General features: G+C 55.8%; 20 protein-coding genes. 4 read left to right on the top strand and 16 right to left on the bottom strand.

The features are described 5' to 3' along the window. Positions 1-185 precede the first annotated feature (185 nt). Positions 186-2,330: an EAL domain-containing protein gene (locus tag K7B04_RS16160; protein ID WP_163447386.1), complete on the top strand. Its 2,145-nt coding sequence runs from the start codon at positions 186-188 to the stop codon at positions 2,328-2,330. A gap of 27 nt (positions 2,331-2,357) precedes the next feature. On the opposite strand, the gene K7B04_RS16155 is transcribed toward K7B04_RS16160, so the two are convergent. Further along, positions 2,358-2,723 (bottom strand): hypothetical protein, encoded by a 366-nt coding sequence (locus K7B04_RS16155; protein WP_223802493.1) that lies wholly within the window; start codon positions 2,721-2,723, stop codon positions 2,358-2,360. 260 nt (positions 2,724-2,983) lie between these two features. On the opposite strand from K7B04_RS16155, the gene K7B04_RS16150 reads away from it, so the two are divergent. After that, positions 2,984-3,550 (top strand): DJ-1/PfpI family protein, encoded by a 567-nt coding sequence (locus K7B04_RS16150; protein ID WP_163447384.1) that lies wholly within the window; start codon positions 2,984-2,986, stop codon positions 3,548-3,550. Positions 3,551-3,601: 51 nt separating this feature from the next. Here K7B04_RS16150 and K7B04_RS16145 read toward each other — a convergent pair whose 3' ends face one another. Both K7B04_RS16145 and K7B04_RS16140 read right to left on the bottom strand, forming a co-directional pair. Then, positions 3,602-4,471, bottom strand: a complete 870-nt coding sequence (locus tag K7B04_RS16145; protein ID WP_163447383.1) for an aldo/keto reductase — start codon at positions 4,469-4,471, stop codon at positions 3,602-3,604. Positions 4,472-4,670: 199 nt separating this feature from the next. After that, on the bottom strand, positions 4,671-6,287 hold the full coding sequence (locus K7B04_RS16140; protein WP_167576018.1) for an ABC transporter substrate-binding protein: 1,617 nt from the start codon (positions 6,285-6,287) through the stop codon (positions 4,671-4,673). Positions 6,288-6,479: 192 nt separating this feature from the next. Between K7B04_RS16140 and mpaA the strand changes: the two genes are divergently transcribed. Further along, positions 6,480-7,199 carry a murein tripeptide amidase MpaA gene (gene mpaA, locus K7B04_RS16135; RefSeq protein ID WP_223802492.1) on the top strand — a complete coding sequence of 240 codons (720 nt, stop codon included), beginning with the start codon at positions 6,480-6,482 and terminating at the stop codon, positions 7,197-7,199. Here the strand turns inward: mpaA and ycjG are convergent. Beyond that, the gene (ycjG, locus tag K7B04_RS16130; RefSeq protein WP_223802491.1) at positions 7,190-8,155 is read right to left on the bottom strand and encodes an L-Ala-D/L-Glu epimerase; all 966 of its coding nucleotides are present in this window, start codon (positions 8,153-8,155) and stop codon (positions 7,190-7,192) included. The two genes, mpaA and ycjG, sit on opposite strands and share 10 nt — an antisense overlap. A 100-nt stretch (positions 8,156-8,255) precedes the next feature. Here ycjG and tpx point away from each other — a divergent pair, with 100 nt between their 5' ends. Further along, positions 8,256-8,762, top strand: a complete 507-nt coding sequence (tpx, locus tag K7B04_RS16125; protein WP_223802490.1) for a thiol peroxidase — start codon at positions 8,256-8,258, stop codon at positions 8,760-8,762. Between the two features lie 45 nt (positions 8,763-8,807). Here tpx and K7B04_RS16120 read toward each other — a convergent pair whose 3' ends face one another. The 12 genes from K7B04_RS16120 to K7B04_RS16065 form a co-directional block, all read right to left on the bottom strand. Continuing rightward, on the bottom strand, positions 8,808-9,683 hold the full coding sequence (locus K7B04_RS16120; protein ID WP_223802489.1) for an AraC family transcriptional regulator: 876 nt from the start codon (positions 9,681-9,683) through the stop codon (positions 8,808-8,810). 215 nt (positions 9,684-9,898) lie between these two features. Further along, positions 9,899-10,615: an oligogalacturonate-specific porin KdgM family protein gene (locus tag K7B04_RS16115; RefSeq protein WP_163447379.1), complete on the bottom strand. Its 717-nt coding sequence runs from the start codon at positions 10,613-10,615 to the stop codon at positions 9,899-9,901. Between the two features lie 81 nt (positions 10,616-10,696). Next, positions 10,697-12,355, bottom strand: a complete 1,659-nt coding sequence (locus K7B04_RS16110; RefSeq protein WP_223802488.1) for a hypothetical protein — start codon at positions 12,353-12,355, stop codon at positions 10,697-10,699. A gap of 7 nt (positions 12,356-12,362) precedes the next feature. Next, positions 12,363-13,622 carry an oligosaccharide MFS transporter gene (locus K7B04_RS16105; RefSeq protein WP_223802487.1) on the bottom strand — a complete coding sequence of 420 codons (1,260 nt, stop codon included), beginning with the start codon at positions 13,620-13,622 and terminating at the stop codon, positions 12,363-12,365. A gap of 211 nt (positions 13,623-13,833) precedes the next feature. After that, the gene (gene tyrR, locus K7B04_RS16100; RefSeq protein WP_223802486.1) at positions 13,834-15,375 is read right to left on the bottom strand and encodes a transcriptional regulator TyrR; all 1,542 of its coding nucleotides are present in this window, start codon (positions 15,373-15,375) and stop codon (positions 13,834-13,836) included. 756 nt (positions 15,376-16,131) lie between these two features. Next, positions 16,132-16,836: an ABC transporter ATP-binding protein gene (locus K7B04_RS16095; RefSeq protein ID WP_223802485.1), complete on the bottom strand. Its 705-nt coding sequence runs from the start codon at positions 16,834-16,836 to the stop codon at positions 16,132-16,134. Beyond that, positions 16,823-17,659, bottom strand: coding sequence for an ABC transporter ATP-binding protein (locus K7B04_RS16090; RefSeq protein WP_223802484.1), 837 nt, complete (start codon positions 17,657-17,659; stop codon positions 16,823-16,825). Before K7B04_RS16090 ends, K7B04_RS16095 begins: the two co-directional genes overlap by 14 nt. Beyond that, a complete protein-coding gene (locus K7B04_RS16085; RefSeq protein WP_223802483.1) occupies positions 17,652-18,485 on the bottom strand; it encodes an ABC transporter permease in 834 nt (277 codons plus the stop codon). Before K7B04_RS16085 ends, K7B04_RS16090 begins: the two co-directional genes overlap by 8 nt. Beyond that, positions 18,485-19,534 carry an ABC transporter permease gene (locus tag K7B04_RS16080; RefSeq protein ID WP_167576025.1) on the bottom strand — a complete coding sequence of 350 codons (1,050 nt, stop codon included), beginning with the start codon at positions 19,532-19,534 and terminating at the stop codon, positions 18,485-18,487. The genes K7B04_RS16085 and K7B04_RS16080 overlap by 1 nt, the downstream gene beginning before the upstream one ends. Before the next feature lie 78 nt (positions 19,535-19,612). After that, complete coding sequence (locus tag K7B04_RS16075) at positions 19,613-21,181, bottom strand: ABC transporter substrate-binding protein (protein WP_167576026.1); 1,569 nt, start codon at positions 21,179-21,181, stop codon at positions 19,613-19,615. A 124-nt stretch (positions 21,182-21,305) separates the two neighbouring features. Then, on the bottom strand, positions 21,306-22,373 hold the full coding sequence (locus tag K7B04_RS16070; RefSeq protein WP_223802482.1) for a YcjF family protein: 1,068 nt from the start codon (positions 22,371-22,373) through the stop codon (positions 21,306-21,308). Continuing rightward, on the bottom strand, positions 22,370-23,767 hold the full coding sequence (locus K7B04_RS16065) for a YcjX family protein (protein WP_163447369.1): 1,398 nt from the start codon (positions 23,765-23,767) through the stop codon (positions 22,370-22,372). Before K7B04_RS16065 ends, K7B04_RS16070 begins: the two co-directional genes overlap by 4 nt. Between the last annotated feature and the right edge of the window lie 2 nt (positions 23,768-23,769).

Genomic DNA, 23,769 nt, shown 5'->3' with positions numbered 1-23,769 from the left:
CATAATATAATGCGCCCCACTTATTTATTAACTGGCGTTTCACGATAATTAAGCCATGCTAAATAAACCGAGCGCAGCATCTAATCTGATAAAAAAAAGATAACTCTTTCGCTATTTCACTGGTTTAAATTCGGAATTTACTGATAGATTAAATAGAACCCACTCTATGAAAAGGTATGGTTTGCATGACGCTACACGCTTCGTGGGACCCGATACTGGTCGGTATTTCATTCCTGGTGGCATTCATCGCATCTTTCGTTGCGCTTGATAGTGCTGCAAAAATTGCCGCTTCAAATAAGAAGGCGGCTATCTTCTGGCGTATTACCGGCGGCGCTACGCTGGGTATTGGTATCTGGTCGATGCATTTTATCGGCATGCTGGCCATGAAGATGCCTATGCCAATGAGTTATCACCTGGCGCTGACGGTCATTTCACTGCTGGCGGCGATTATCGCGTCTTCACTGGCGATTAATATCGCCGTCGCGGGAAATACGCTGTCGCTTAAACGCTTGTGCATTGCCACCGCCCTACTCAGCAGCGGTGTCGTCATCATGCACTATGTCGGCATGGCTGCGCTGATGTCGCATGACGATATCATCTGGAGCGTGCCGCTGATTATCGCCTCCGTGGTGATCGCCATCGTTGCCTCCTGCGTCGGCTTGTGGTTAGCCTTCAGCCTGCGCCTGAACAGTAAAGGGGTATTGCTGACGCGCGTTGGCGCGGCGTTTGCGATGGGGATTGCGATTGCCGCGATGCACTATACCGGCATGAGCGCCGCCACCTTCACCGGCAGCGGGCATATCATGGCCAATCATGCGGCCATGGTGAGCGAAGAAGGCCTTTCGATATGGGTTTCTGCCACCACGCTACTGCTGCTGGGGCTGATGCTCATGATCTCAATGGTGGACTCCCAGGTACGCACGACGCGACTCACCGAAAACCTCCAGCGCCTGAACCAGCAGCTTGAGCAGCAGGCACGCTACGACGGGCTTACCGGCCTCGCTAACCGTAGCCAGATTGACATGCGCCTGCTGGCTTGCCTGCATCAGGCTCGACTGGCGGGCAGCACTTTCGCGCTGGTGCTGATGGATCTCGACCGCTTTAAGCTGGTCAACGATGCCTGGGGCCATCACGTCGGCGATAATCTGCTGGTCTCCGTTGCTAACCGTATGAGCGCCTGCCTGATGCCGAAAATGACCCTCGCCCGCATCGGCGGCGATGAGTTTATCCTGCTGGCCCCCGACTGCACCGAGGCGGAAATCGCCGATATCTGCACGCGGATGGTCGAAAGCATCCGGCGGCCGTTTTACCATTCCGGGCAAATTCTGCAAATCTCGCTGAGCGTTGGCATCAGCCTCTACCCCGGTCACGGCGAAACGCCGCAGGATCTGAAGCTCGCCGCCGATACCGCGATGTATCACGTGAAACATAGCGGGCGAAATGGATGGGTGTTCTACAACGAGTCGATGCTCGATAGCACCTGGCAGGGCGCGCATTTCTTACAGGACCTGACCCAGGCGCTGGAGCGCAATCAGTTTGAACTGTGGTACCAGCCGAAATACCACGTCAAAGAAAAACGGATTTACGGCTTTGAAGCATTACTGCGCTGGCGGCATCCGAAAAAAGGCATTTTGCTGCCGGAAGTCTTCCTCTCTACGCTACAGAATACGGGGCTGATTGTTTCAGTGGGTAACTGGGTGCTGGAACAGGCTTGCATTCAGATGCATAAGTGGAGCCTTTCCGGGCACGATGACTGGACGCTTTCGCTGAATATTTCACCGGTCCAGTTTGAGCAGCAAAACTTCTACGAGCAGGTTTGCGACGCGCTGGTACGCCATCGTATTTCGCCGACGCGTTTAACCATCGAGCTTGCCGAAACCACGGCGTTACACGGTTTCGATCGCAGCGTGCAAATCTTTAATGATTTCTGCCGCATTGGTATCACTATTTCCATTGATAACTTTGGCGTCGGTTACTCCAATATGCTGGCGCTGCAGGATCTCCCAGCCGGTGAATTGAAGATTGATAAAAGCTTTATGAAAGATATGCGGGAGAACAGCAAACACATCAAAATCGTCTCGACGATTATCACCATCGCCCATTCCATGAATATGGATGTGGTGGCAGAGGGCGTAGAAACCCAGGAGCAGCAGCGTATCCTCACCGGGCTGGGCTGCGACGCACTACAGGGGTTCTGGTTCTCCGACCCGGTACCGGCGGAGGATATTGAAGTGATGCTGAGTAATCTGCCGCTCAGCGGCGATCCTAACGCGCCAGCCGCGCTGCGCCGCGACATTTCATCAGCCACGGGGAAAAAAAGGCAGGCGTGAAAATCGGTGATCCCCCTGGCCGGAGCATCAGCGGGAATCACCTTCCCCACGTTCGAGATAGGCGACCGTGAAGGTCTGATAGTCGCTGGCGTCCACCTGCTCTTCTACGCCATGGCATTGCAGGCGGTTGGTCGGTTCGCGTAGCGTATGACGCTCAAACTTTTCGACGAGCGTGCACTCTTCAAGCCAGCGTTTTCCCAGGGCAACCTCATCCTTCTTGATCCCCGGCATTAACACCAACACCACCAGCAGCGCAAACGCCGCCGCAGCGGAAAGCCATGTTGTAAGCAGCACGGCAATCGGCACGTTGAGCTTTGAAAACAGGTAACTTGCCAGCAGCAAAAGCAGAAAAATGCCGAGCAGCACTTTGCCAAATATCATGACATCAGACATATAAATCATCGCTGTTTGCCCGGGCATAAGAAGGTGAAAAGCGGCTTATCCGCAGAGGATATCGCACGCGTGATATCGTCCGCCAATTATAGCACTCCCGTAATCTCTGCAAGTGTCTCAGCAGAACGATACTCCATGCTGGCAGTGCCTCTGCCACGTTAACCATTGCTGATATCCGTGATGCAGCGCGCGGTTTGCGGTTCGCTATCCCTTTGTTGCCAGGCTATATCTTAGACATCTTTACTCAAAGAGGATGGGCTATGGCAGGCAAAAAGATATTGATGCTGGTTGGCGATTACGCGGAAGATTACGAAACTATGGTGCCCTTTCAGGCGCTACAGATGATTGGTCATCAGGTCGATGCCGTTTGTCCTGACAAGCCAAAGGGTGACTATATTATGACGGCAATTCATGACTTTGACGGCGCCCAGACCTATAGCGAGAAACCCGGCCACCGCTTCGTGCTCAACGCCGATTTTGCCAGCGTCAATGAAGCGGATTACGACGCGCTGCTGATCCCCGGCGGACGCGCGCCAGAATACCTGCGTCTATACGAGGCGGTCATTAAGCTGGTACAGGACTTCGATGTGGCGAACAAGCCCATTGCCGCGGTTTGCCATGGTCCGCAGCTGCTGGCCGCCGCGGGGGTTTTGCAAGGGCGGACCTGTAGCGCCTACCCGGCCTGTGCGCCGGAAGTGCGGCTGAGCGGCGGCGAATATGCCGATATTGGTATCGATGAAGCGTATGTGGACGGCAACCTCGTGACCGCGCCGGCATGGCCTGCACATCCACAATGGCTGGCTAAGTTTGCCGAGCTGTTGCGATAGGGTTCCAAAACAGGCGCTTTTTAGCGCCTGTTTTTATTGGATAAACCCGGTTCAGTCATGGATTTTAACGCCAAGACAGCCGCGAACAAATTCCGGGTTAAAATGTTTCACCGCCTCCCCCACATAGCCCGCATCCAGCGCGCTGATTTTTGCCATTTCAGCATCGGTCAGGGAAAAATCCCAGATCGCAAAGTTCTCTGCAATACGTTTTTGTTGGGTAGATTTCGGGATCACCGTGACGCCACGCTGCACGTTCCAGCGCAAGACAATCTGCGCAATGGTTTTTTGATGGGCATCGGCGATGCCTTGCAGCATTTCATCTTCATAAGGCTTATGTCTGCCACCGCCTAACGGCGCCCAGGCTTCGGGCTGAACGTTATAGCGCTTCATGGTTTCCAGCGCGTCAGGCTGCGCGAAGTAAGGATGCAATTCCACCTGATTGACCATCGGCTTGATTCTGACGGTTTCACAGAAGTTGGTTAATACATGCGCATAGAAATTCGACACGCCGATGGCTTTCAGTTTACCGGCATCATAAGCCTCTTCCAGCGCACGCCACGCGCTGAAATAATCCCCCATCGCCTGATGCAGCAAATAGAGATCAAAATAGGCTAGCCCTGACTTTTTCAGCGACGCCTCAATACCGGCTTTCGCCGCTTCGGCGCTGACCATGTCCTGAACCCACAGCTTGGAGGTAATGAATAGTTCCTCGCGGGTACACAGCCCTTCAGCGATGGCTTCACGAACGGCATCGCCGACAGCATCCTCGTTACCGTAGACGGCGGCGGTATCAATGAGGCGATAGCCCGTGCGAATAGCGCTTAACACCGACTGCTTACATTCTTCTTTATCGGTAACCTTAAAAACGCCAAACCCCATCATCGGCATTTTTAGATTGTTACTTAATACTGAATATTCCACGGTAATGCCTCTATCAGGTTAAAACATGATTTTAAGATACAACGCTCGCCACAATTAGACTGTTAAAACTGATTTGACCTATGCAATGGATTCATGAATCAGGTGTTTTAATAAGATCGGTCCCCTTCAGGGGGAAATAAGGCATAAAAAACGGGCGCGGTAAGCGGCGCCCGTTCTGAGTTTTGCAGCGATGGTTTTATCAGTGCTTAATGATATACATCGTATGCGTGTACGCCACATCTTCCGGATTGGTGATCGGGTATCCTTTCACCCACGGCTTAATTAAGCGGCCATTGGTATACTGGTAGATGGGTGCAATCGGTGCTTTTTCGGCGAGGATTTTTTCCGCGGCGTTGTAGTCGGCGTTACGCGCCTCGGCGGTGTTTTCCAGGCTCGCCTGACGGATCACTTTGTCATAGGCGGGATCGTTAAAGCGCGCAATATTGCCGCTGTTCGTCGAAGTCAGCAGCGACAGGAAAGTAGACGGTTCGTTGTAATCGCCCACCCACGAAGCGCGAATCACATCGAAGTTACCGGTATTGCGGCTATCGATGTAGGTTTTCCACTCCTGGTTTTGCAGCTTAACGTCGACGCCCAGATTTTTCTTCCACATCGACGCCACGGCGATAGCAATCTTCTGGTGTACTTCCTGGGTGTTGTACAGCAGGGTCAGCTTCAGCGGACGATTCGGGCCATAGCCTGCCGCTTGCAGCAACATTTTCGCCTGCGCGTTCAGCTCTGCCTGGCTGCTCTCTTCCAGCGCCGACGTCTGAGGTTTAAAACCTGCCGTCACGTCTGGCGTAAAGCGCCACGCGGGTTTTTCGCCGGTCCCCAACACCTTCTCCGCGATGATACGACGATCGATGCTCATGCTGAGCGCCAGACGTACACGCGCATCAGCGGTAGGCCCCTTTTGGGTGTTAAAGGCGTAGTAATAGGTGCCCAGTTGCGCAGGCGTAAAGACCTGACCCGGTAGCTCTTTTTTGAGCTTCTGATACTGGTTTTTCGCGAACGACTCCGTGATATCGATATCCCCGGCCTGATAGCGTTTGGTGGCCGCAGATTCCTGGTTAATCGGCATAAAGGTGACTTTCTGAATCACCGTTTTGGCGTTATCCCAGTAGTATTTGTTCGGCACCGCCACCAGCTTTTCATTCACCACGCGGTCGGCCAGAACATAGGCGCCGTTCCCCACCAGCTTGCCCGGACGCGTCCAGTTTTTATCGCTTTCGACAACGGTTTTATTCACCGGATAGAGCGAGAAGTTAGCCGTCAGATTCACAAACCACGGCAGCGGCTTATCGAGCTGGACCCGCAGCGTATGCGCGTCCACCGCGGTTACGCCCAGAGTTTCGGGCTTGGCTTTGCCATCAATAATATCCTGCGCATTCGTGATGCCCGCTAACGCCGCAAACCAGGCAAACGGCGAGGTGGTTTTCGGGTCAACCAGACGCTGCCAGCTGTAGACGAAATCCTGCGCCGTCACCGGCGTGCCGTCCGACCATTTAGCGTCGTTGCGAAGGGTAAACGTCCAGATTTTCTGATCGTTGGTTTGCCAGCGGGTAGCAACGCCAGGAATGATATTGCCGTGAGCATCCTGATTCACCAGACCTTCATACAGATCGCGAATGACCTGAATCTCCGGTAGCCCCACCGCCTTCGCGGGATCTAATGAAGCGGGTTCATCTTTAATGTGACGAACCAGCTCTTGCTGCTTCGCCAGCACCGTTCCGGCGGGAACGTCGGCCGCGACGGCGATAGAACTCAGACCTGAAAGCAAGACGGCGCAACAGGTCAAGGTGAACGGTAACTTCATGTCATCCCCTTTAAATAGGTAAACCCACACAACTTGATGAAAATATTATTTGTTTCACTTACGCGAATTGCAAACAGCATGTCACATAAACTTGATATATCCCCAGCAATATCCATAAGGGAAACTATTTGATTCGCGGATGATTTTGCACAACACTGCTCAATATCCCCATTGCGTATCAGGATGCAGCGTATGTCAGCCACTCGCCCTCGCGCTCAGCGCGGCGCGTTCCCACCAGGGACACAACACTATGGTCGTTCACTGTTAGGCGCACCGCTTATCTGGTTTCCCGCGCCGCTGGCCGGTCCGCAAAGCGGTTTAATCATTGCCGGTACGCACGGCGATGAAAACGCCTCGGTGGTCACCCTCTCCTGCGCGCTGCGCACGCTGGCACCGGAGCTACGGCGTCATCACGTGGTACTGGCCGTTAACCCGGACGGCTGCCAACTTGGGCTACGCGCCAACGCCAACGGCGTGGATCTCAATCGCAACTTTCCGTCAGCCAACTGGAAAACCGGTGAAACGGTCTATCGCTGGAACAGCGCGGCCGAGCAGCGTGATGTGGTATTGCTCACCGGCAGCCGCCCCGGCTCTGAACCGGAAAGCCGCGCGCTGTGTCAGTTGATTCATCAGATAAACCCGGCATGGGTGGTGTCGTTCCATGACCCACTGGCCTGTATTGAAGACGCCCGCAATAGCGAGCTGGGACAATGGCTGGCGGACGCATTCGCGCTGCCGCTGGTCAGCAGCGTGGGCTACGAAACGCCCGGCTCGTTCGGCAGCTGGTGCAACGATATCGGCCTGCACTGCATCACCGCCGAATTTCCGGCAATCTCATCGGACGAGGCCAGCGAGCGCTACCTGTCAGCGATGACAGGATTGCTGCACTGGCAGTCGGCGCATCACAAATGAAGTTCTCCACAGGTAAAGCGTAAAGCTGGCTGCGCGTCAGCGGCCAGCCACGTTGGGCCGTCGAGGTCGGCAAAGCGTACCTGCGGAGCCAACGGCAGCGCGGCGGCAATAGCGCGAGAAGTGCACAACATGCAGCCCAGCATCAGGGCAAACCCTTGCGCTTTGGCTTCCGCAGCCAGCGCAAGCGCCTCGCTAAGCCCGCCGGTTTTATCCAGCTTGATATTGACCATGTCATAGCGCCCGCGCAGCACCGGCAGGTCTTCGCGGGTATGGCAGCTCTCATCAGCACAGATCGGCAACGGATGAATAAAGTTATCCAGCGCCTCATCTTCGCCCACCGGTAACGGCTGCTCCAGCATCGCCACGTTAAGATCGGCCAACAGTTGGCAGCGCGCGGCCAGTCCGTCGCTATGCCAGGATTCGTTGGCGTCAACAATCAGCGTGGCCTCCGGCGCCGCTTCACGAATCGCCACCATCCGCTCGCAAATAAAGTGATTATCCAGTTTTACCTTTAGCAGCCGGGCACCGCTTGCAAACAGCGCCCGCGCACTGGCAGCCATCTGTTCTGGCGTGCCGATGACGACCGTTTGCGCCGTCGTGACCGTCGCTGGCAAGATAACGCCCAATTGTGTGACAACGTCACTTCCATTAAGCGCAGTTTCCAGATTCCATAACGCGCAGTCCACCGCATTACGTGCGGCCCCTGCCGGCAGCAAATGATTGAGCTGCTCGCGCGTGATGCCGTGCTCGAGCTGCTCGCCGATTGCCATAATCTGCGCCATCACCGAAGCGATGCTCTCGCCGTAGCGCGGATACGGCGTGCACTCGCCAACGCCTTTTACGCCATCTTGCTCAAGCTCGACCACCACGACCTTTGCTTCGCTGCGGCTACCGCGCGCAATGACAAACGGCGTATGCAGCGGCCAGGCCTCTTCGAACACTCGCAGCTTTCTCATTTTGGCTCCTTTCATTCAGGCACAAATAGGGTTTGCCGTGTTAACGCCTGTTGTCATACACTAGGGTCGACGTTAACTATATGTAAACAGGAAGATAATCATGTCGCAAACCGTACATTTCCAGGGCAATCCCGTTGCTGTTCAAGGTTCTATCCCACAGGCGGGCGATAAAGCTCAACCGTTTACGCTGGTGGCAAAAGATCTGTCGGACGTCACCCTCGGCCAGTTCGCTGGCAAACGTAAAGTTCTTAACATTTTCCCGAGCATCGATACCGGCGTTTGCGCGGCATCTGTGCGTAAATTCAACCAGTTAGCGGGTGAACTGTCTAACACCGTGGTGCTGTGCATATCCGCTGACCTGCCGTTCGCCCAGTCACGCTTCTGCGGCGCGGAAGGCCTGAGCAACGTCGTCACCCTGTCCACCCTGCGTGCGCCGGAATTCCTGCAGACCTATGGCGTCGGCATTGCCGATGGCGCGCTGAAAGGCCTGGCGGCACGTGCCGTGGTGGTGATTGATGAAAACGACAACGTCGTATACAGCGAGCTGGTGAACGAAATCACCAACGAGCCGGATTACGATGCTGCACTGGCGGCACTGAAAGCGTAATACCGTTGTCCTGACCACAGCGTGGTCAGGACAATTTCTTATCCCTCAGCCTCTTAGACTATATGATTTGCGGTACTGGAGGGGGGTTTTTGCCATATATTTTCGAAAACTGGTGATAAACCAGGCATACTCCGTAAATCCCGATTGCTCCCCCACTTCTCTGACCGACAGCGTGGTATGAACCAGCAGTTCGCAAGCATGGCGAATGCGCCGCATGATCAAATACTCCTGCAACGTGCCGCCCGTTTCACGGCGAAAACGACGCGATGCATGCCCTTCCGAGCAACCGGATGCTGCGGCTAGCGCCTCCAGCGAGCAGTGCCCCTGAAAGTGTCCCTCAATCCACCGGATAATACCGGCAGAAAAGGCGTTCTGATCTGAAAGCAGCGCGTTTTCCAGCTCCTGTTCCGGAAGTAAGCTAATCAGCTGCATCAGAAGCAGCGCACTGTCATTGATGGTGACCTGGTTAGCGCTGGTCAGCCGCTCAAAACGCTCGAACAGCATCTCGATCATCGGCTGAATGGCGGAAACATCGAAAATGCGAATCTTCTCGCCATAACGGCTAAGCTGGCGCAGCAGTATCTGTAGCCGGGGAAAGTCGCGGAAGAAAGGCTCCAGCAGTGTTCCGTTGAAATGCAGCGTGGTACGGTGATACTGATTACGCGCGCCCTGCTCGACATGAACTTTATGCACCCTTCCCGGCGGAAACACAAAGAGCCGCCCCGGTTTTACCGTGAACTGCTGATGTTCCGCCACGGCAATGCCCACTCCCTGGGTAATAAATAGCATCTCAGGGCATTCATGAAAATGATAATAATCTGCCGGTGTATTTCTCATGCGATTAAAATAGATTGCCGTTTCATCAATCTCGAGGGTTTCCAGCAAAGTGACATCTTTCCTATAGCCGCGTGGTGTTGCCATAGAGCCTCTGTTCAAAAAATAGTATTTATTCCGTGATACGTAGATACCCGCGATGACAGGCAAAAATATTGTCGTTGACTGCGATAAATCAAACCCTGAGATAAATCACATTCAATAAATTGAAACAGTTATCTAAAAAGTGAAGGGACAGTATTTAGCTACGGACAATACTGTCCCTTCCTGGTTAAAGGCATAAAAAATAATACAGGTATTATTTAAAGATTGAACGTCACCCCGAGCCTGACTCGAGAGTCTGGCTTACCGGTCTCACCATTATAATTACTTTGCTCATCGAGATAATCATATTCAAAATAGGGGCTAAAGTAGTTATTCCAGCGATATTTAATGGTTAGCGCATTTTCGGTTGCCCAGCGTTTACCGTTATTGTATTGCAGATCAGGATCCTGATGCATGTAGGCCGTACCTTGCCACATCAGATTCCAGTCAGGGTTAATTTTATAGCTGAGGAACAGATCGATACGGTGTTCGTTATCGTGCACCGTGTCACCCGCATTATCTTCAACATCGTAATTATGATGGTCCAGACGGTAGCGGATACCGCTCGACAGGTCATTCGTCACTTTATAATTCAGACGAATATAAGGGCGAAGCTGGGTACCGCTATTGCTCCAGTGAATAGCCCCACCCGGCACCAACGCGAAACGATCGTTAATATGCCAGGTATAGTTCGTTTCCATTTCATTATAAGACGTGGTCATATCGTCTACGGACGGCGAACCGTTATTATTATCCGTCTCCATGCTGGCCCACCAGCCATTCTGCCAACTATCGCTGACTTTAAATCGGGATTCATAGCTGTGGTTGCCAATATTATAGCCACCGCGAACATCGAACTGTACCGCATGCGCAGCAGGAGAAAGCGCCAGCAACATACATGCTGCCAGCAGCGTGTTTTTCCTTAAAAAAGACATAGACAAGACTCCAGTGAAGGATTTAATAAATAGATTTATATTAATAATGTATTTTTAATTGCCCCGGACAGGGCAATTAAATTAGCCGTAACAAACCTGCCAACTCACGGTCAATTGTGTTTGACCAGACAATTCTCTTCGCCCAACGATCTCCTGCGCCAGCGGCCCGGTCGGGCTGCATAACGTCGTACATCGCCGTTCGGTATCGGTATAGCCTTGCAGCGTTACCGGCAGATGCGCGTCGTACACGGCAGCCAGCAGCTCGACTCCCCTTGCGCGCCCCGGCGGGCAGGTGAAGGTATCCTCGCGGGTCACGCTTCCCGGTGCGATAAGGTAGCGTGTCCGGCAGGTGAAATCGGGGTCGCGCTGGGGTTCTTGCACCGAATCCCCTTCTTCGAATACGACATCCAGCGCATCGCAATCAAAGACTATCTCCCAACCTTCAGCGGTTTTCTGGTGGCGGCAATCGCGAAACCAGACCAGTGGTCGCAGTACCCGTCCATGTTGGTCATATATGCCCGGCACCCACAGCGGCGCATCGCCTTGCGCCACTCCGGTCAACAACCCGGCGCTAAAGGGGATCGGGAAATAAGGCGACGTCGCATGATAAGGCCTGTCGCCGTTTATCAGCGGCAGCGTGAAGGTGCGTTGGCCGTCATGCCACAGGTACAGCCCGCGCGTGAAGCCCTCATCACGGAATGCGGTAAAGGCGAACGCGGGCGATAGCGGACCAGCGGCACACGCTTCAAGGACGGGTAGATGGGCCCACGCTTGCTGCACATTGAGGTGCTGCACACAAAGGCTAATGTTCTCGCCCACCAACCGATGTTCAGCGCGATAAGCATCCGTCTGCCGCCCCTTAAACCACAGGTTCACGCTTTGCTCGTCATCGTCATACCAGAAGTGAAGAAAACGGTCGGTACAGGCCTGCGAAAATGCGCTGGCCACGGCCTGTTCCTGCGAATTCAGCAAACCTAAGCGTGCGCTGACTGCCAGAATTTCATTAAAGCCGCTGTCGCCATAAGCACCTATCGAGCGCCCCCACTGGAAACCACTGCCGTCAGCGTTAAGCATGGACAGCACCAACGTCACCGCCTGCCGCAATGACGCCTTGAGCCAGTCAGCCACTTCTAATCCGGTTTCGAGGTGACGTTGGCAAATTTCCGCTACCAGTAACACGCTGTAGCGATCGAAACGCCCATGACCGTTAGTTTCATCCGCACAACCGTTCTGCGCGTGAGCGCGATAATGCGCAAGCAATCGCTGTAGAATTTCCTGCGATGCCCGCTCGCTCTCCCAGCCCAATAAAAAACGCAGACGTGCCACGCTAAACGCCACGCCATAGAAGTTGGTAGGAAAACGCGGATTCAATTGCCACGTTCCCTCTTCAACCATCTCTTGCCAGTTCAGCTTGCAGCGCAGTGTCGCCAGCTGTTCAGCACTCAGCACACGTTCCAGACTTTCGTGTTGTTTTAGCTTCAGCAACGCCTGAAGAAAATAGTACTTTCCCCAGTTATCGCAAGGCGCGGCGACCAGCACCGGCCATACGCTCCGCCATTGGTCCTCGGGTTCCATCCCTCGTTCAAGTAATAAACTTAACGCCAGCGCAAATTTACCGCTAACATAAGGATCGCCCTCCAGGGTTAATGTGTGCCCAAAACTCTGCTGCTTATTCAGGGTCCTGTTGACGGTGGTGTGTATCACCTGATAAAGCTGGCTAATAATGTGTTCTCTTTTCATTGTTAACTCATGAGCGCTCGGCATTCAGTGCCAATCGGGTTGATGATTGATTGTCTTTCAATAGCACAGAAGAAATAATCGTAAACAACAGCACCGTCCCCCCCATTAATAGATAAGTATCGGCAAAACCAATTTTTTCATATAAATAACCGCTCAAAGGTGAAAGCAGTACGGTACCGATATAGTTCACACTCTGGTAGCCTAATAAATACATTGTGCCGTTTACTTTTTTATCAAAATTCATCTCGAGATATTTAAATATCGATACCAGCAGGAACGACATTTCAATTCCCCAGGAGAGCTTGATAATACCAATCGCCAGCGCGCTGGTAACCAGACCAGAACCGATAAAGCGTGCCGCCACCACAAAGCCGGTAATCAACATGCCGCATTTCGGCCCCAGTCGGTTAATAATACCCGGTGCAATCATCATAAACAGGAATTCGCAGCCAAGGCTCGCCGCCCCCAGATAGCCATACATCTGGTGCCCGGCCTCTTTGCTGGGAAAAAAGGTAATGAAGAAACGCGGATACTGCTGCTCAGCGACGAACAGCACCCATACTACGCCACAGACATAGAGGACAAACGTCCAGAATTTACGCTGTTGGAACAGCGCGGTAATATCTTTTAACGTGGTTTTTTCTTTGGCGATAATACGGTTTTTCACCTCATCGCTGACCTCAATCTTCATGGTCATGACGATAATCAGGATCACCAGTGCGCCAACGGAACTGATACCGAAGTTGATCATCGGATTAATGTTGAAAATGTAGCCCGTACTTGCCGCCGAGAAAACGGAGCCGATCGCCCCCCACATCCGGATCTGCCCGAATTCAAGGTCGAAGAGACGGCCAAAACGATCAAGATAGGATTCTGCAGCCGCACAGCCTGCATAATATCCCATGCTCAAAAATACCGCGCCCGCGACGATACCGAGATACAGGACATGCTGTAACAGTGGTTTGTAGATATAAAAGAAGAACGGAAATACGGTAATAGAAATCAGAGAGATAAAGAACAGCAAATCTTTGCGTAGCCCGAGCCTGTCAATTAAAAAGCCATACACTGGTTTAATCAACACGGCACAAAAACCGTTAACCGCAAAAACAATACCAATCGCGACGCCGTCTAAACCAATTTTTTCTGACAACCAGAATGAATAGGTATCCAGCGTGGCTTTCCATGAAAAGAAATACACTAATATAAACAGGCTCAGCGTAATATAAATTTTCCGCCTTGCTTTTACTGCCCCGTCGCACGTATTCATATACCCCCCTATTTTGGAGAGCCAACAGTATTCGCGAGACTTGTTCTAAAACGGCATTGAGATCACAAAAAAAATCATTCTGCGTAAATCAATGCGTTAATTGACGTAGAAAACGGTGAAAGTTTTGGAATTATGATGCAAATTTTTCTTTTCTGATACGCAACAATTTGTCCCGACAGCACGGCGCTGCCGGGTCAGTGTGGGAAAAGTGTTACTCTTCGCCCTTCTTATTGCTCAGGCCATATTCCCGCAATTTGTTCGCAATCGCCGTGTGCGATACGCCCAGACGCTTGGCGAGTTTACGGGTACTTGGATAGCTGCGGTAAAGCTGAGTCAGCACCGAGCGTTCAAAGCGGCGGGTAATATCGTCCAGCGAACCTTCCATCGCCTCTTCGCCGACCGCGGCGCTTGAAACGTCATGGTCCGGCAGCAGCACGTCCTGCGGACGCAGCTCGTAGCCTTCCAGTTGGGTCAGCGCACGGTAGACCGCATTCTTCAGTTGGCGAACGTTACCCGGCCAGCCGTAGCGGGTCAGCACGGTGTTAAGGTCGGTAGACAGCTTTGGCCGCGCAATCCCTTGTTCATCGGCAAAGCGCGCGACAAACAGTTCGGTCAGCGGCATGATGTCCTGCGGACGATCGCGCAGCGGCGGCAAGTTGAGGGTCAGCACGTTAAGGCGGTAGTAGAGATCTTCGCGGAACAGCCCTTTTTGCACCAGCTCCACCAGATTTTTCTGCGTCGCGCAGATAACACGCACGTCAACGTGCACTTCGTGATCCTCACCAACGCGGCGGAAAGTGCCGTCGTTAAGGAAGCGCAGCAGTTTGGTCTGCATACGCGGCGACATTTCACCAATTTCATCCAGCAGCACCGATCCGCCGTTAGCCTGTTCGAAGAACCCCTTCTTACCGTCGGCGGCGTCGCCAAACAGCTCACTTTCTACCGCATCTTCCGGAATGGAGCCGCAGTTCAGCGCCAGATACGGCTTCGCCGAACGCGGGCTGGCCAGATGGCAGGCATGCGCCAGCAGGTCTTTGCCGGTGCCGGTTTCACCGACGATCAGCAACGGCGCGGTCAGCAGCGCCAGTTTGCGCGCCTGATCCACAACCTGACGCATCCGCGGGCTTACGGCGACAATCTGACTGAACGCGCTGACGTCCTGAGTGGTCATGGTTTGCAGCTGACGGCCCATGCGTAGCGTGGAGCGTAACATCACTACCGCACCGGCCAGAATACGCGCGTCATTCTCACCGTTGAGATAGACCGGCGTGGCCTCCAGCAGGAAGTTTTGCCCGTGGATCACGACATGTTCAGCATGTGACTCCACCGTATCGCTCTCCAGCCAGCGCTGGAAGTTGAAGCCGCTAATCAGTTGCGCCACGTTATGGTTGCGCATGCGCTCCTGGCTAAGACCAAACAGCTGGCAGCTTGCCGGGTTAGCGCGTTCAATTTTGCTGCGCGTGTCCAATGAGAGCACCGGCTCTGGCATCGCTTCCAGCAGCGCGCTCAACGCCAGATGTTCACGCTCTGAGGGCATCCACGGCACGGTGCGGACGTCAGTGACGCCAGCAATACGGCGGATCTCCGCCATCAGGCTGCTGAAGCTGGCGAAATCCAGCTCCGCGAAATTCAGGTAGATTCGGCCAACAGGGTCGATATCGATACCGCGCAGGTCAATACCGCGCAGTACCAATAAATCGAGCAGTTCACGTGTCAGACCGAGACGGTCTTCACAAAAGACTTCAAGACGCATGTGGGGGTTCACCCTTATAAGCCAAAGACGTATGAATCATAAGACACTTATTCGCTGGCGTGAAGATGACTGTCAACAATTATTGACAGTATGGCGGAAAAATAGCCGTTGTGCCGTAAAGTTATGCGTTCAATTAATAAACCGTACCCAACGGTCCCCTCGCCCCTTCCTGTCTCTTATACACAAATTCGTGGGACAGGCCTAATATCTGTCAGTAAGGTGAAGGGTTCCGTTCACTTTACGTCAGGCGGAACATGAGATCTTTTCACCGGTGAACGGGCCAAGGGGGGCGGCCGCGCCCCCCTTGACAATCCCCGCGGCCCCGCGGGGACTCATCGGTTTCAGTAGCTCTGGTTTTTGCTGTTAACTAAAAGACCGCACTGGTGTTGGTGGCGTCTAAATCGCCGAAGTGTTCCCTGAAGGCCGGGGCAGCCCACAGGGATGTGGGCTGAGGGCGCGGCTTTACAGGGACGTTACCTCGCGCCCGACCCGAAAGCCGTAAGGGATAAGCTGAGGGAACCGCGTAGCGGCGATTTTGCCGCCAGAGCCCGGGGGTGCAGGGGGCGGCGGCGACTGGCCGCCCCTTGCGCGCTCCCTGTGCCCGTGCAATTTATATGGCGAGAGCAGAATAAGGAGCGCAACGGAGTGATAAATCCCAAAACATATCCCTCTGGCTGCTCACTATCATCGGGGATTTGTGTATGAGAGACAGCGCCCCTTCGGGGAGAAGGGGCCAATTGCGCCAGGGGGAAAGAGTTACCCCATCCGGTGTTCGCCGCGCTCCAGCGCCGTACGGTCAAAGAAGCGCTGAATCACCCCGCCGGCCATAAACGCCGCGCGGTCGGACATGTGTGCAATCACATCCGCATCGTGGCTCACCAGCAGATAGGTCATGCTGTGTTCCAGCTTTAGGCGATTGAGCAAATTGAGGATCTCTGCCTGCACCGACATATCCAGCGCCGACGTAGGTTCATCGAGCAGCAGAATTTTGGGCCGCAGCAGCAGCGCTCGGGCAATAGCCACGCGCTGGCGCTGGCCGCCGGAAAGCTGATGAGGATAGCGGCTGGCGGCATCTGCGGGCAAACCCACCTGCTCCAGCGCCGTCTGCACCCGTGCTGCAATATCCGTTTCGCCGTGAATTTTCAGCGGTTCGGCCAGCGTGCGCCACAGCGTATGGTTCGGGTGCAACGACGCGTACGGATCCTGGAAAACCATCTGCACGTTACGGCGTCGTTCTCCCTGGAAACGTGATCCCGGCGTAATGCGCTGACCAAACAGCGCGACGTTGCCGCGCCACTCGCGCTGAAGCCCGGCAATGACGCGTAAAATCGTCGATTTGCCGCAGCCTGACTCACCAATCAGGCTAAAGGTCTCTCCCTCATCGACGTGAAAACTGGCGGCAGACACCGCCGTTTTTTCACCAAAGGTCACCTGTAGCGCCTCAAGATTAACGATCGCCATGTGCTGCCTCCGTAAAATTCTGCGTGCGGTCCAGCGTCGGCAGCATCTGCCCGTAAGTTTGCGCGTTCGGGCGACAGGTCCATAGCGTGCGGGTATAAGGATGCGTCGCCTGTGGCAGCTCGCGGGCCGCCATCTCATCAACGCCGTTGCCCTGATACATCACCAGCACCCGATCGCAGTGCTGGGCCACCAGCGGAAGATCGTGGCTAATCAGCAACATCGCCATATGCCGCTGCTCGCACTGGGTCACCAGCAGCTCAAGGATCTGATTACGCAACCGCGCGTCCAGCGCCGAGGTCGGTTCATCGGCAATCAGTACCTGCGGGTCGTTGATCAACGCAATGGCGATCATCACCCGCTGCCCCATGCCGCCGGACAGTTCGCCCGGATAGCGGCTCAGCACGCGTGCGTCCAGCCCCATCGCCAGCACCGCGGCTTCAATTTTCTCCTGTCGTTCACGGCGGCTCAATCTCTGATGCAGCGTTAACGCTTCTTCCAGCTGTGCATAAACCGTTTTCACCGGATTCAGCGCGTAGCGAGGATCCTGCAACACCATCGCAATATCGTTACCGCGCAGCGCGCGCCAGCCTTTAGCATCCAGCGACAGCACATCGCGCCCCAACACGTTGAGACGCTTAGCACTAACGATGCCGGGTTTGCGCACCAGCCCCATCAGCGCACGTGCGGTCATGGATTTGCCGGAGCCGGATTCTCCCACCAGCGCCAGCCGCTCGTTGCCGAGGGTAAAGCGCATCTGGTTGACGACCCGTGCGCCGGGATAATCAATATTCAGCCCTTCTACGGAGAGTCGTGGCTCAGTCATGTTGCGGCTCCAGTACGTCACGTAAACCATCACCCAGCAGGTTAAACGCCAGGCTGGCGATCAGAATCGCGGCCCCTGGCGCAGCGGCAATCCACCACTGGTCAAATATCACCTGCATGCCGTCGGCTATCATCGCGCCCCACTCCGCCATCGGCGGACGCGCGCCCAGGCCGAGGAAACCGAGCCCAGCGGCGGCCAGAATGATCCCCGCCAGATCCAGCGCCAGCCGCACGATCGCCGATGGCAGACACAGCGGCAGAGTATGGCCCACCAGCAACCTCAGACCACGAATGCCCATCATCTCAGCGGCGGCCAGATAATCGCTGTGCCGCAGGCGCTGAATCTCGCTGCGTGCCTGACGCGCGTAGGCGGGCCAGGTAGTTAGCGCCAGCGCCAATGCGCCGTTGACCAGCCCGGGGCCAAGCATCGCCACAAAGGCAAAGGCCAGAATCAATCGCGGCATCGACATGACGACATCGGTAAAGCGCATCAGAATGCGCTCCAGCCAGCCGCCGTAATAGCCGGAAAGAATCCCTATCAGCAGCCCTACCGGCAGCGTAATCACCGTCACCAGCGCAACCAGCCCCAGCGCCGGACGGGTGCCGTAAATCAGCCTTGAGAGCAGGTCGCGCCCGTAGCTGTCGGTGCCCAGCCAATGCTGGGCCGAAGGCATTTGCAGGCGCATCGCGGCGTCCTGCCAGTTCGGATCCATTGGCGCGAGCCACGGCGCGAAAAGCGCAATCAGCAGCAGTAAAGCGATAACCATCAGCCCGCAGAAGGCCGCAGGGGAACGCAACAGACGGCGTAAAAATAGCGAAGCTGGCATCAGCGAACCCTCGGGTCGGTTAGCCGCACCAGAACATCGGTGAGGTTATTAATCAACACAAAACAAACGCCGATCAGCAGCGTTCCTCCCATAATCGCCGCCGTATCGCCAGCAAACAGCGCCGTCGTCAGATAGCGCCCAATGCCCGGCCAGGAGAACACCGTCTCGGTCAGCACGGCGCCTTCCAGCATCGAGGTATAGGCCAGCGCAATCACCGTCAGCAGCGTACCGCGGATGTTCGGCAGCACGTGGCGAAGCAGAATGCTCATCTCCCCGGCGCCCTTCGCGCGCGCCAGCAGAATGTACTCTTTGTTCATCTCGCTCAGGCAGGCGGAACGCGTGAGGCGCGTGATGCTCGCGAGCGAATAGTAGGCCAGCAGCAGCACCGGCAGCACCAGATGGCTGAAGGCGTTGCGGAACGCCTCTTTGTCGCCGGAAAGCCAGGTATCAATCAGCGCGAAACCGGTTTTCGGCTCGATAGTGAACTGATAAATATCGTCCAGCCGACCGGGGCCAGGGCTCCACTGCAGCTTCGCGTAAAACAGCGCCAGCATCAGCAGCCCAAGCCAGAAAATCGGCACCGAGTTGCCCAGCAGCGTCAGCGTGCGCACGGCGAAATCCCATGGTGAACCGGCATAGCGGGCGCAGAGTACCCCGGCTACCACGCCGAAAACCGCGCCGATAATCAGCGCCAGCGTCGCCAGTTCCAGCGTTGCCGGAAACGCTGCCAGCAGATCGTGCAGCACTGGCTGCCCGGTCGCGCTGGCGGTGCCGAGATCGCCATGGGCCAGATTGACAAGATAGCGCCAGAACTGTACGGGCAGTGAGCGGTCAAGACCAAGCTGGTGACGCACCTGATCGTAGGTCGATTGACTGGCGTGATCGCCAACAATTTGCAGCACCCTGTCAACAGGAGAGAGCGCGGAGAGCGCGAAAGTGACCAGCAGCAGCCCCAGCAGGGTGAGCGCCAGCGTGAGCAGGCTTTGCAATAGCGCCGACAGTAAACGCCGGGTGCGTTGCGCGGTGGGATTCGGTAAAGCGGCGGGCATGAGTATTCCGTATATCAACGATAAAACGAACGACAGCGGCCCGATGAGTTAGGTCGTCGGGCCGCTGAAGCGATGGCGTTACTTAGTGACGCGGTCGTACCAGACCATATCGGCGTTAAGCCCCTGCTGATAGCCTTTCACGTTATCGCGAACCACAATCTGGGTTTTTCCCTGATCGATAAAGACGTACGGCGATTGACGCTGGAGTTCTTCCTGCATTTTTTTGTACAGGTCGAGGCGTTTCGCGGTATCCGGCTCAGCCACCGCCGCCAGCGTCGCTTTGTTCAGTTCAGGGATTTTCCAGCTGTTCAACCCGGCCACGGTGCTGGACTTACCATCGTTATAGGCGAAGGCGCTGGCGTTAGAGTGGGCATCGAAGTAATCCGGGATCCACAGGCGAATCGCCGCCTGATGCTGTTTCGCCCGCACCCGAGCGTAAACCTGGCTGCCGGCGGCAGGCAACAGATCGACCTTCACCCCGCCCTGCGCAAAGCTCGCCTGCATCGACTGCGCGATGGTGATAAACGGCGGTTTATTTTCCACATCGAGGGTAAAGTGCGCGTCTTTGATGCCCGCTTTAGCCAGAATCTCTTTCGCTTTCGCCGGGTCAAATTTGAACGGCGTGTTATCCAGCGCGCCCGGGAAACCGACCGGCAGGAAGCTCTGATGCACGAAGTACTGGCCTTTCAGCAGATCTTTAGTGATGCCGTTATAGTCCACCAGCCAGCGGGCCGCTTCCCAGAACGCCGGGTTGGCCAGCAGCGGGTTGGCGCTGTTGCCGGTGTTGAACACCAGGTAGTTTTGCTCGGCGGAAGGAATACTCAGCACCTGCAGGCCCGGTTTGCCCTGCAGAGCGTCAATCTGGTCAGCTCCCAGATCGCGCGCCACGTCGGCGTCGCCCTGCTGAATCAGCAGACGACGGGAGGCCGGATCGGGCACGTTTTTGATGATCACGCTTTTCAGCTTCGGCGCGCCGGTCGGCGAGGTTTCGTTCGCTTCCAGCACGATCGCCTGATGCGGTTGATAGACGCGCATTTTGAAGGCACCGCTGCCCGCAGAGTGCATTTTCAGCCACTCGTTGCCGAAGTCGCTGCCTTTGACGTTGGCGGCCACCAGCTTCTCATCCACAATCGAGGCAATCGGCGTGGACAGAATATTCAGCGCCACCGCCGGGCTGACGTCGGCGGTCCAGCTGAGCTGCAGGGTATGGTCATCCACTTTCTTCAGCTGGCTGGCGATGTTGTCCGGCTGCCAGCCGAGGACGTTGAGAATGAATGCCGGTGATTTGTTCAGCGTCACGGCACGGGTGTAAGAGAAGATGACATCTTCCGGACGCAGCGGGTTGCCGGAAGCAAATTTCGCGTCGCTTTTCAGCTTGATGGTCAGCGTTTTCGCTGCCGCATCGGCCTGCCAGCTTTCCGCCAGAATCGGCGTAATTTTTGCCGGATCGTTGCGGTCTGGCTGCACCAGACGCTGATAAAGGCTCGGCACCGTCTGGATGCTGGAGAGCTCGTTGGCCTCCGCCGGGTCGAGGCTGACAATATCGTCCAGCCCCTGAGCCACTACCAGCGTGTTCGGTGGGGTGGCGGCATACGCGGAGGCTGACAGCGCGGTCAGCACAAATAACGGCAGCAGTTTTCTGGTCATCGGACTTCCTGAGAGTGATCATGCAGTTGACGGTATCCGATAAGTTAGCCCCGCATGTCACTTTCAGTAAAGTTAAGTATAGATATACCTTATGCTATTTTGGCATAAGGTTATTTATCTTCGCTTATTGATCCGGCGTCGCCGCTGTCTTGCCTTTCTGCAAAGTGGTCTTCAACTGCCCCACCAGCTCACGACGGAAATCGCCAAGACGCGGTTTGTCGTTATCGATCCACGGCAGCGGACGGCAAAGCTCCATCGCCTTGATGCCTAAACGCGCGGTCAACAGCCCGGCCCCGATGCCCTGCGCCGCACGCGTGGACAGACGCGCCGCCAGATCCTGCGACATCCAGTCCATGCCAATCTCACGCACCAGTTCGCTGGCCCCGGCAAAAGCGATATTAATCAGCACCAGACGGAACAGGCGCAGGCGGCTGTAGTAGCCCAGCTCAATGCCGTACAGGTTGGCGATGCGGTTGATCAGGCGCAGGTTGCGCCAGGCGATAAAGCCCATGTCCACCAGCGCCAGCGGGCTGACGGCAATCATCAGCGTCGATTCCGCCGCCGAACGGCTGATTTCACGACGCGCCTGAGCATCCAGCACCGGCTGCACCAGATGCGCGTAGAGGCTCACCACCTCGCGATCGCTCTGGGTTTCATGGATAGCTGCGTACCAGCGTTGAAGCGCCGGATGCGACTGATCCAATCCGGCCTGACGCGCCAGCCCTTCACAAAACGCGCGCGCCTTACCCACACCGTGGCTGTGCATCAAGGTCCGCGCTTCATCGCGTTCCTGCGCGCGCTGGCGTAGACGCCACAGCCTGCGCCATTCGGTGGCGACTGAACCGACGCCCGCACCGACGATAAGCGCACCGGCGACACAGCCGCCCAGCGCGGCCCAGTCCTGGGTTTGCCAGGCGTTGACCGTCCACTGCACGCCCTGCGCCACGACGCTGGCGCCAAACAGCGTCAACCCAGCGGTCACCATTTTGCGCCACAGGCTACGTTTTGGCCGCAGCGCCGCTTCCACAGTGGCTTCGGCCTGCCCTTCCTGCTCACCGTCGGCATCGAGCGCGACGGGAGCAAATTTTTCCGCCGCATCCCCCTCAAACGCCTGTGCGGTTTTAAACTGTTCCGGCTTGACGTCGTCGAGCGGCCCGTCAAAATCGATTCGCGGTTTAAATGAGTCGGTCATCGCAGCTTATCTCCAATTAAAAACTCCAGCGCGGCATCCAGACGGATATGCGGCAGCGGCTGGTCAACGTCCATCGTCTGCGGGCGGAAAGCCTCAAACTGGAAGCCCTGTTTATCCCAGAACGCCTGCCCCGGCAGACGCGCTGGCACTTCGCCTGGATAGACGGTCAGCGGCTGACCGTCGCTCAGCCGGTGTCCGCGCAGCGCGGGGATCTTCTCGCCGTTCACTTCAATCAACCCGCTTTGCGTCGCCTGTACCGACGCCAGCCCCAGACAGTCCATGGTGATGCCTTCAAAGGCGGCGTTCTGCCAGGCGTCCTGAATCAGCTGTTGCAGCAGCGACACCATGTTGCCGTGCTGATCGACGGTAACGTGATCCGCTTTGGTGGCGGCAAACAGCAGCTTATCAATCACCGGCGAGAACAGGCGGCGGAACAGCGTGCGCTGACCGTAGTGGAAACTGTGCATCAGTTGCGTTAGCGCCAGGCGCATGTCGTTAAATGCCTGCGGCCCGCTGTTCAGCGGCTGCAGGCAGTCCACCAGCACAATCTGGCGGTCAAAACGCAGGAAGTGATCTTTATAGAAGCCTTTCACGACCTTTTCGCAATAGTAGTTAAAGCGTTCGCGCAGCATCCCAGCGTTGCTGTGTTTATCGGCCTGCGCCAGTTTCGCCTCTCCCACGCCGTCAACGTCAGGCCACGGGAAAAATTGCAGCGCCGGCGCGCCGGCCATATCGCCGGGCAGCACAAAGCGCCCCGGCTGAATAAAATGCAGCCCTTCCTGTTTGCAACGGTGCAGATAGTCGGTCCAGGCTTGGGCGATTTCCGCCAGCCGATTTTCATCGGCCGGTGCCAGCGGATCCAGCCCGGCGCACAGCTCGCGCCATTTGGCCGACCATTCGCCACGCTGGCCATTCAGCAGCCCCGTCATCTGCCGCGACCAGGTCAGGTAATCCTGATTGAGCATCGGCAGGTCCAGCAGCCACTCGCCGGGATAATCGACAATCTCCAGGTACAGCGTGGACGTCTCTTTAAAGTGGCGCAGCAGCGAGTCATGAGATTTATAGCGCAACGCCAGGCGAATTTCGCTCACGCCGCGCGTCGGCGTTGGCCATGAGGGCGGCTGGCCGTACAGCTGAGCCAGCCCTTCATCGTAGGTAAAGCGGGGAATGCCGAGGTCACGCTGGGGTATACGTTTCACCCCCAGCAGGCGTTCTTCGCGCACCGCGCTCAACAGCGGCAGCCGCGCGCCGGTATGCACGTTCAGCAGTTGATTCACCAGGCCGGTGATAAATGCGGTCTTGCCGCTACGGCTCAGGCCGGTAACGGCAAGACGAAGATGCCGGTCAACGCCACGGTTGACCAGCGCATTGAATTCATTTTTGAGTCGCTTCATTG

The sequence above is a fragment of the Kluyvera sp. CRP genome, from assembly GCF_019930565.1.
In the GTDB taxonomy this organism is placed as follows: Bacteria; Pseudomonadota; Gammaproteobacteria; order Enterobacterales; family Enterobacteriaceae; genus Kluyvera; species Kluyvera georgiana_A.
Note: the sequence above shows the minus strand (reverse complement) of the source record. Positions and strands in the feature narration are given on the sequence as shown.

Bases quoted from the DNA above. Each gene is read 5' to 3' on its own strand.
- K7B04_RS16090 (WP_223802484.1), bottom strand. From the start codon at position 17,659: ATGACTGAGCCACGACTCTCCGTAGAAGGGCTGAATATTGATTATCCC.
- tyrR (WP_223802486.1), bottom strand. From the start codon at position 15,375: ATGCGTCTTGAAGTCTTTTGTGAAGACCGTCTCGGTCTGACACGTGAA.
- K7B04_RS16105 (WP_223802487.1), bottom strand. From the start codon at position 13,622: ATGAATACGTGCGACGGGGCAGTAAAAGCAAGGCGGAAAATTTATATT.
- K7B04_RS16095 (WP_223802485.1), bottom strand. From the start codon at position 16,836: ATGGCGATCGTTAATCTTGAGGCGCTACAGGTGACCTTTGGTGAAAAA.
- K7B04_RS16065 (WP_163447369.1), bottom strand. From the start codon at position 23,767: ATGAAGCGACTCAAAAATGAATTCAATGCGCTGGTCAACCGTGGCGTT.
- K7B04_RS16140 (WP_167576018.1), bottom strand. From the start codon at position 6,287: ATGAAGTTACCGTTCACCTTGACCTGTTGCGCCGTCTTGCTTTCAGGT.
- K7B04_RS16085 (WP_223802483.1), bottom strand. From the start codon at position 18,485: ATGCCAGCTTCGCTATTTTTACGCCGTCTGTTGCGTTCCCCTGCGGCC.
- K7B04_RS16160 (WP_163447386.1), top strand. From the start codon at position 186: ATGACGCTACACGCTTCGTGGGACCCGATACTGGTCGGTATTTCATTC.
- K7B04_RS16080 (WP_167576025.1), bottom strand. From the start codon at position 19,534: ATGCCCGCCGCTTTACCGAATCCCACCGCGCAACGCACCCGGCGTTTA.
- K7B04_RS16150 (WP_163447384.1), top strand. From the start codon at position 2,984: ATGGCAGGCAAAAAGATATTGATGCTGGTTGGCGATTACGCGGAAGAT.
- ycjG (WP_223802491.1), bottom strand. From the start codon at position 8,155: ATGAGAAAGCTGCGAGTGTTCGAAGAGGCCTGGCCGCTGCATACGCCG.
- K7B04_RS16070 (WP_223802482.1), bottom strand. From the start codon at position 22,373: ATGACCGACTCATTTAAACCGCGAATCGATTTTGACGGGCCGCTCGAC.
- K7B04_RS16155 (WP_223802493.1), bottom strand. From the start codon at position 2,723: ATGTCTGATGTCATGATATTTGGCAAAGTGCTGCTCGGCATTTTTCTG.
- K7B04_RS16110 (WP_223802488.1), bottom strand. From the start codon at position 12,355: ATGAAAAGAGAACACATTATTAGCCAGCTTTATCAGGTGATACACACC.
- mpaA (WP_223802492.1), top strand. From the start codon at position 6,480: ATGTCAGCCACTCGCCCTCGCGCTCAGCGCGGCGCGTTCCCACCAGGG.
- K7B04_RS16115 (WP_163447379.1), bottom strand. From the start codon at position 10,615: ATGTCTTTTTTAAGGAAAAACACGCTGCTGGCAGCATGTATGTTGCTG.
- K7B04_RS16075 (WP_167576026.1), bottom strand. From the start codon at position 21,181: ATGACCAGAAAACTGCTGCCGTTATTTGTGCTGACCGCGCTGTCAGCC.
- K7B04_RS16120 (WP_223802489.1), bottom strand. From the start codon at position 9,683: ATGGCAACACCACGCGGCTATAGGAAAGATGTCACTTTGCTGGAAACC.
- tpx (WP_223802490.1), top strand. From the start codon at position 8,256: ATGTCGCAAACCGTACATTTCCAGGGCAATCCCGTTGCTGTTCAAGGT.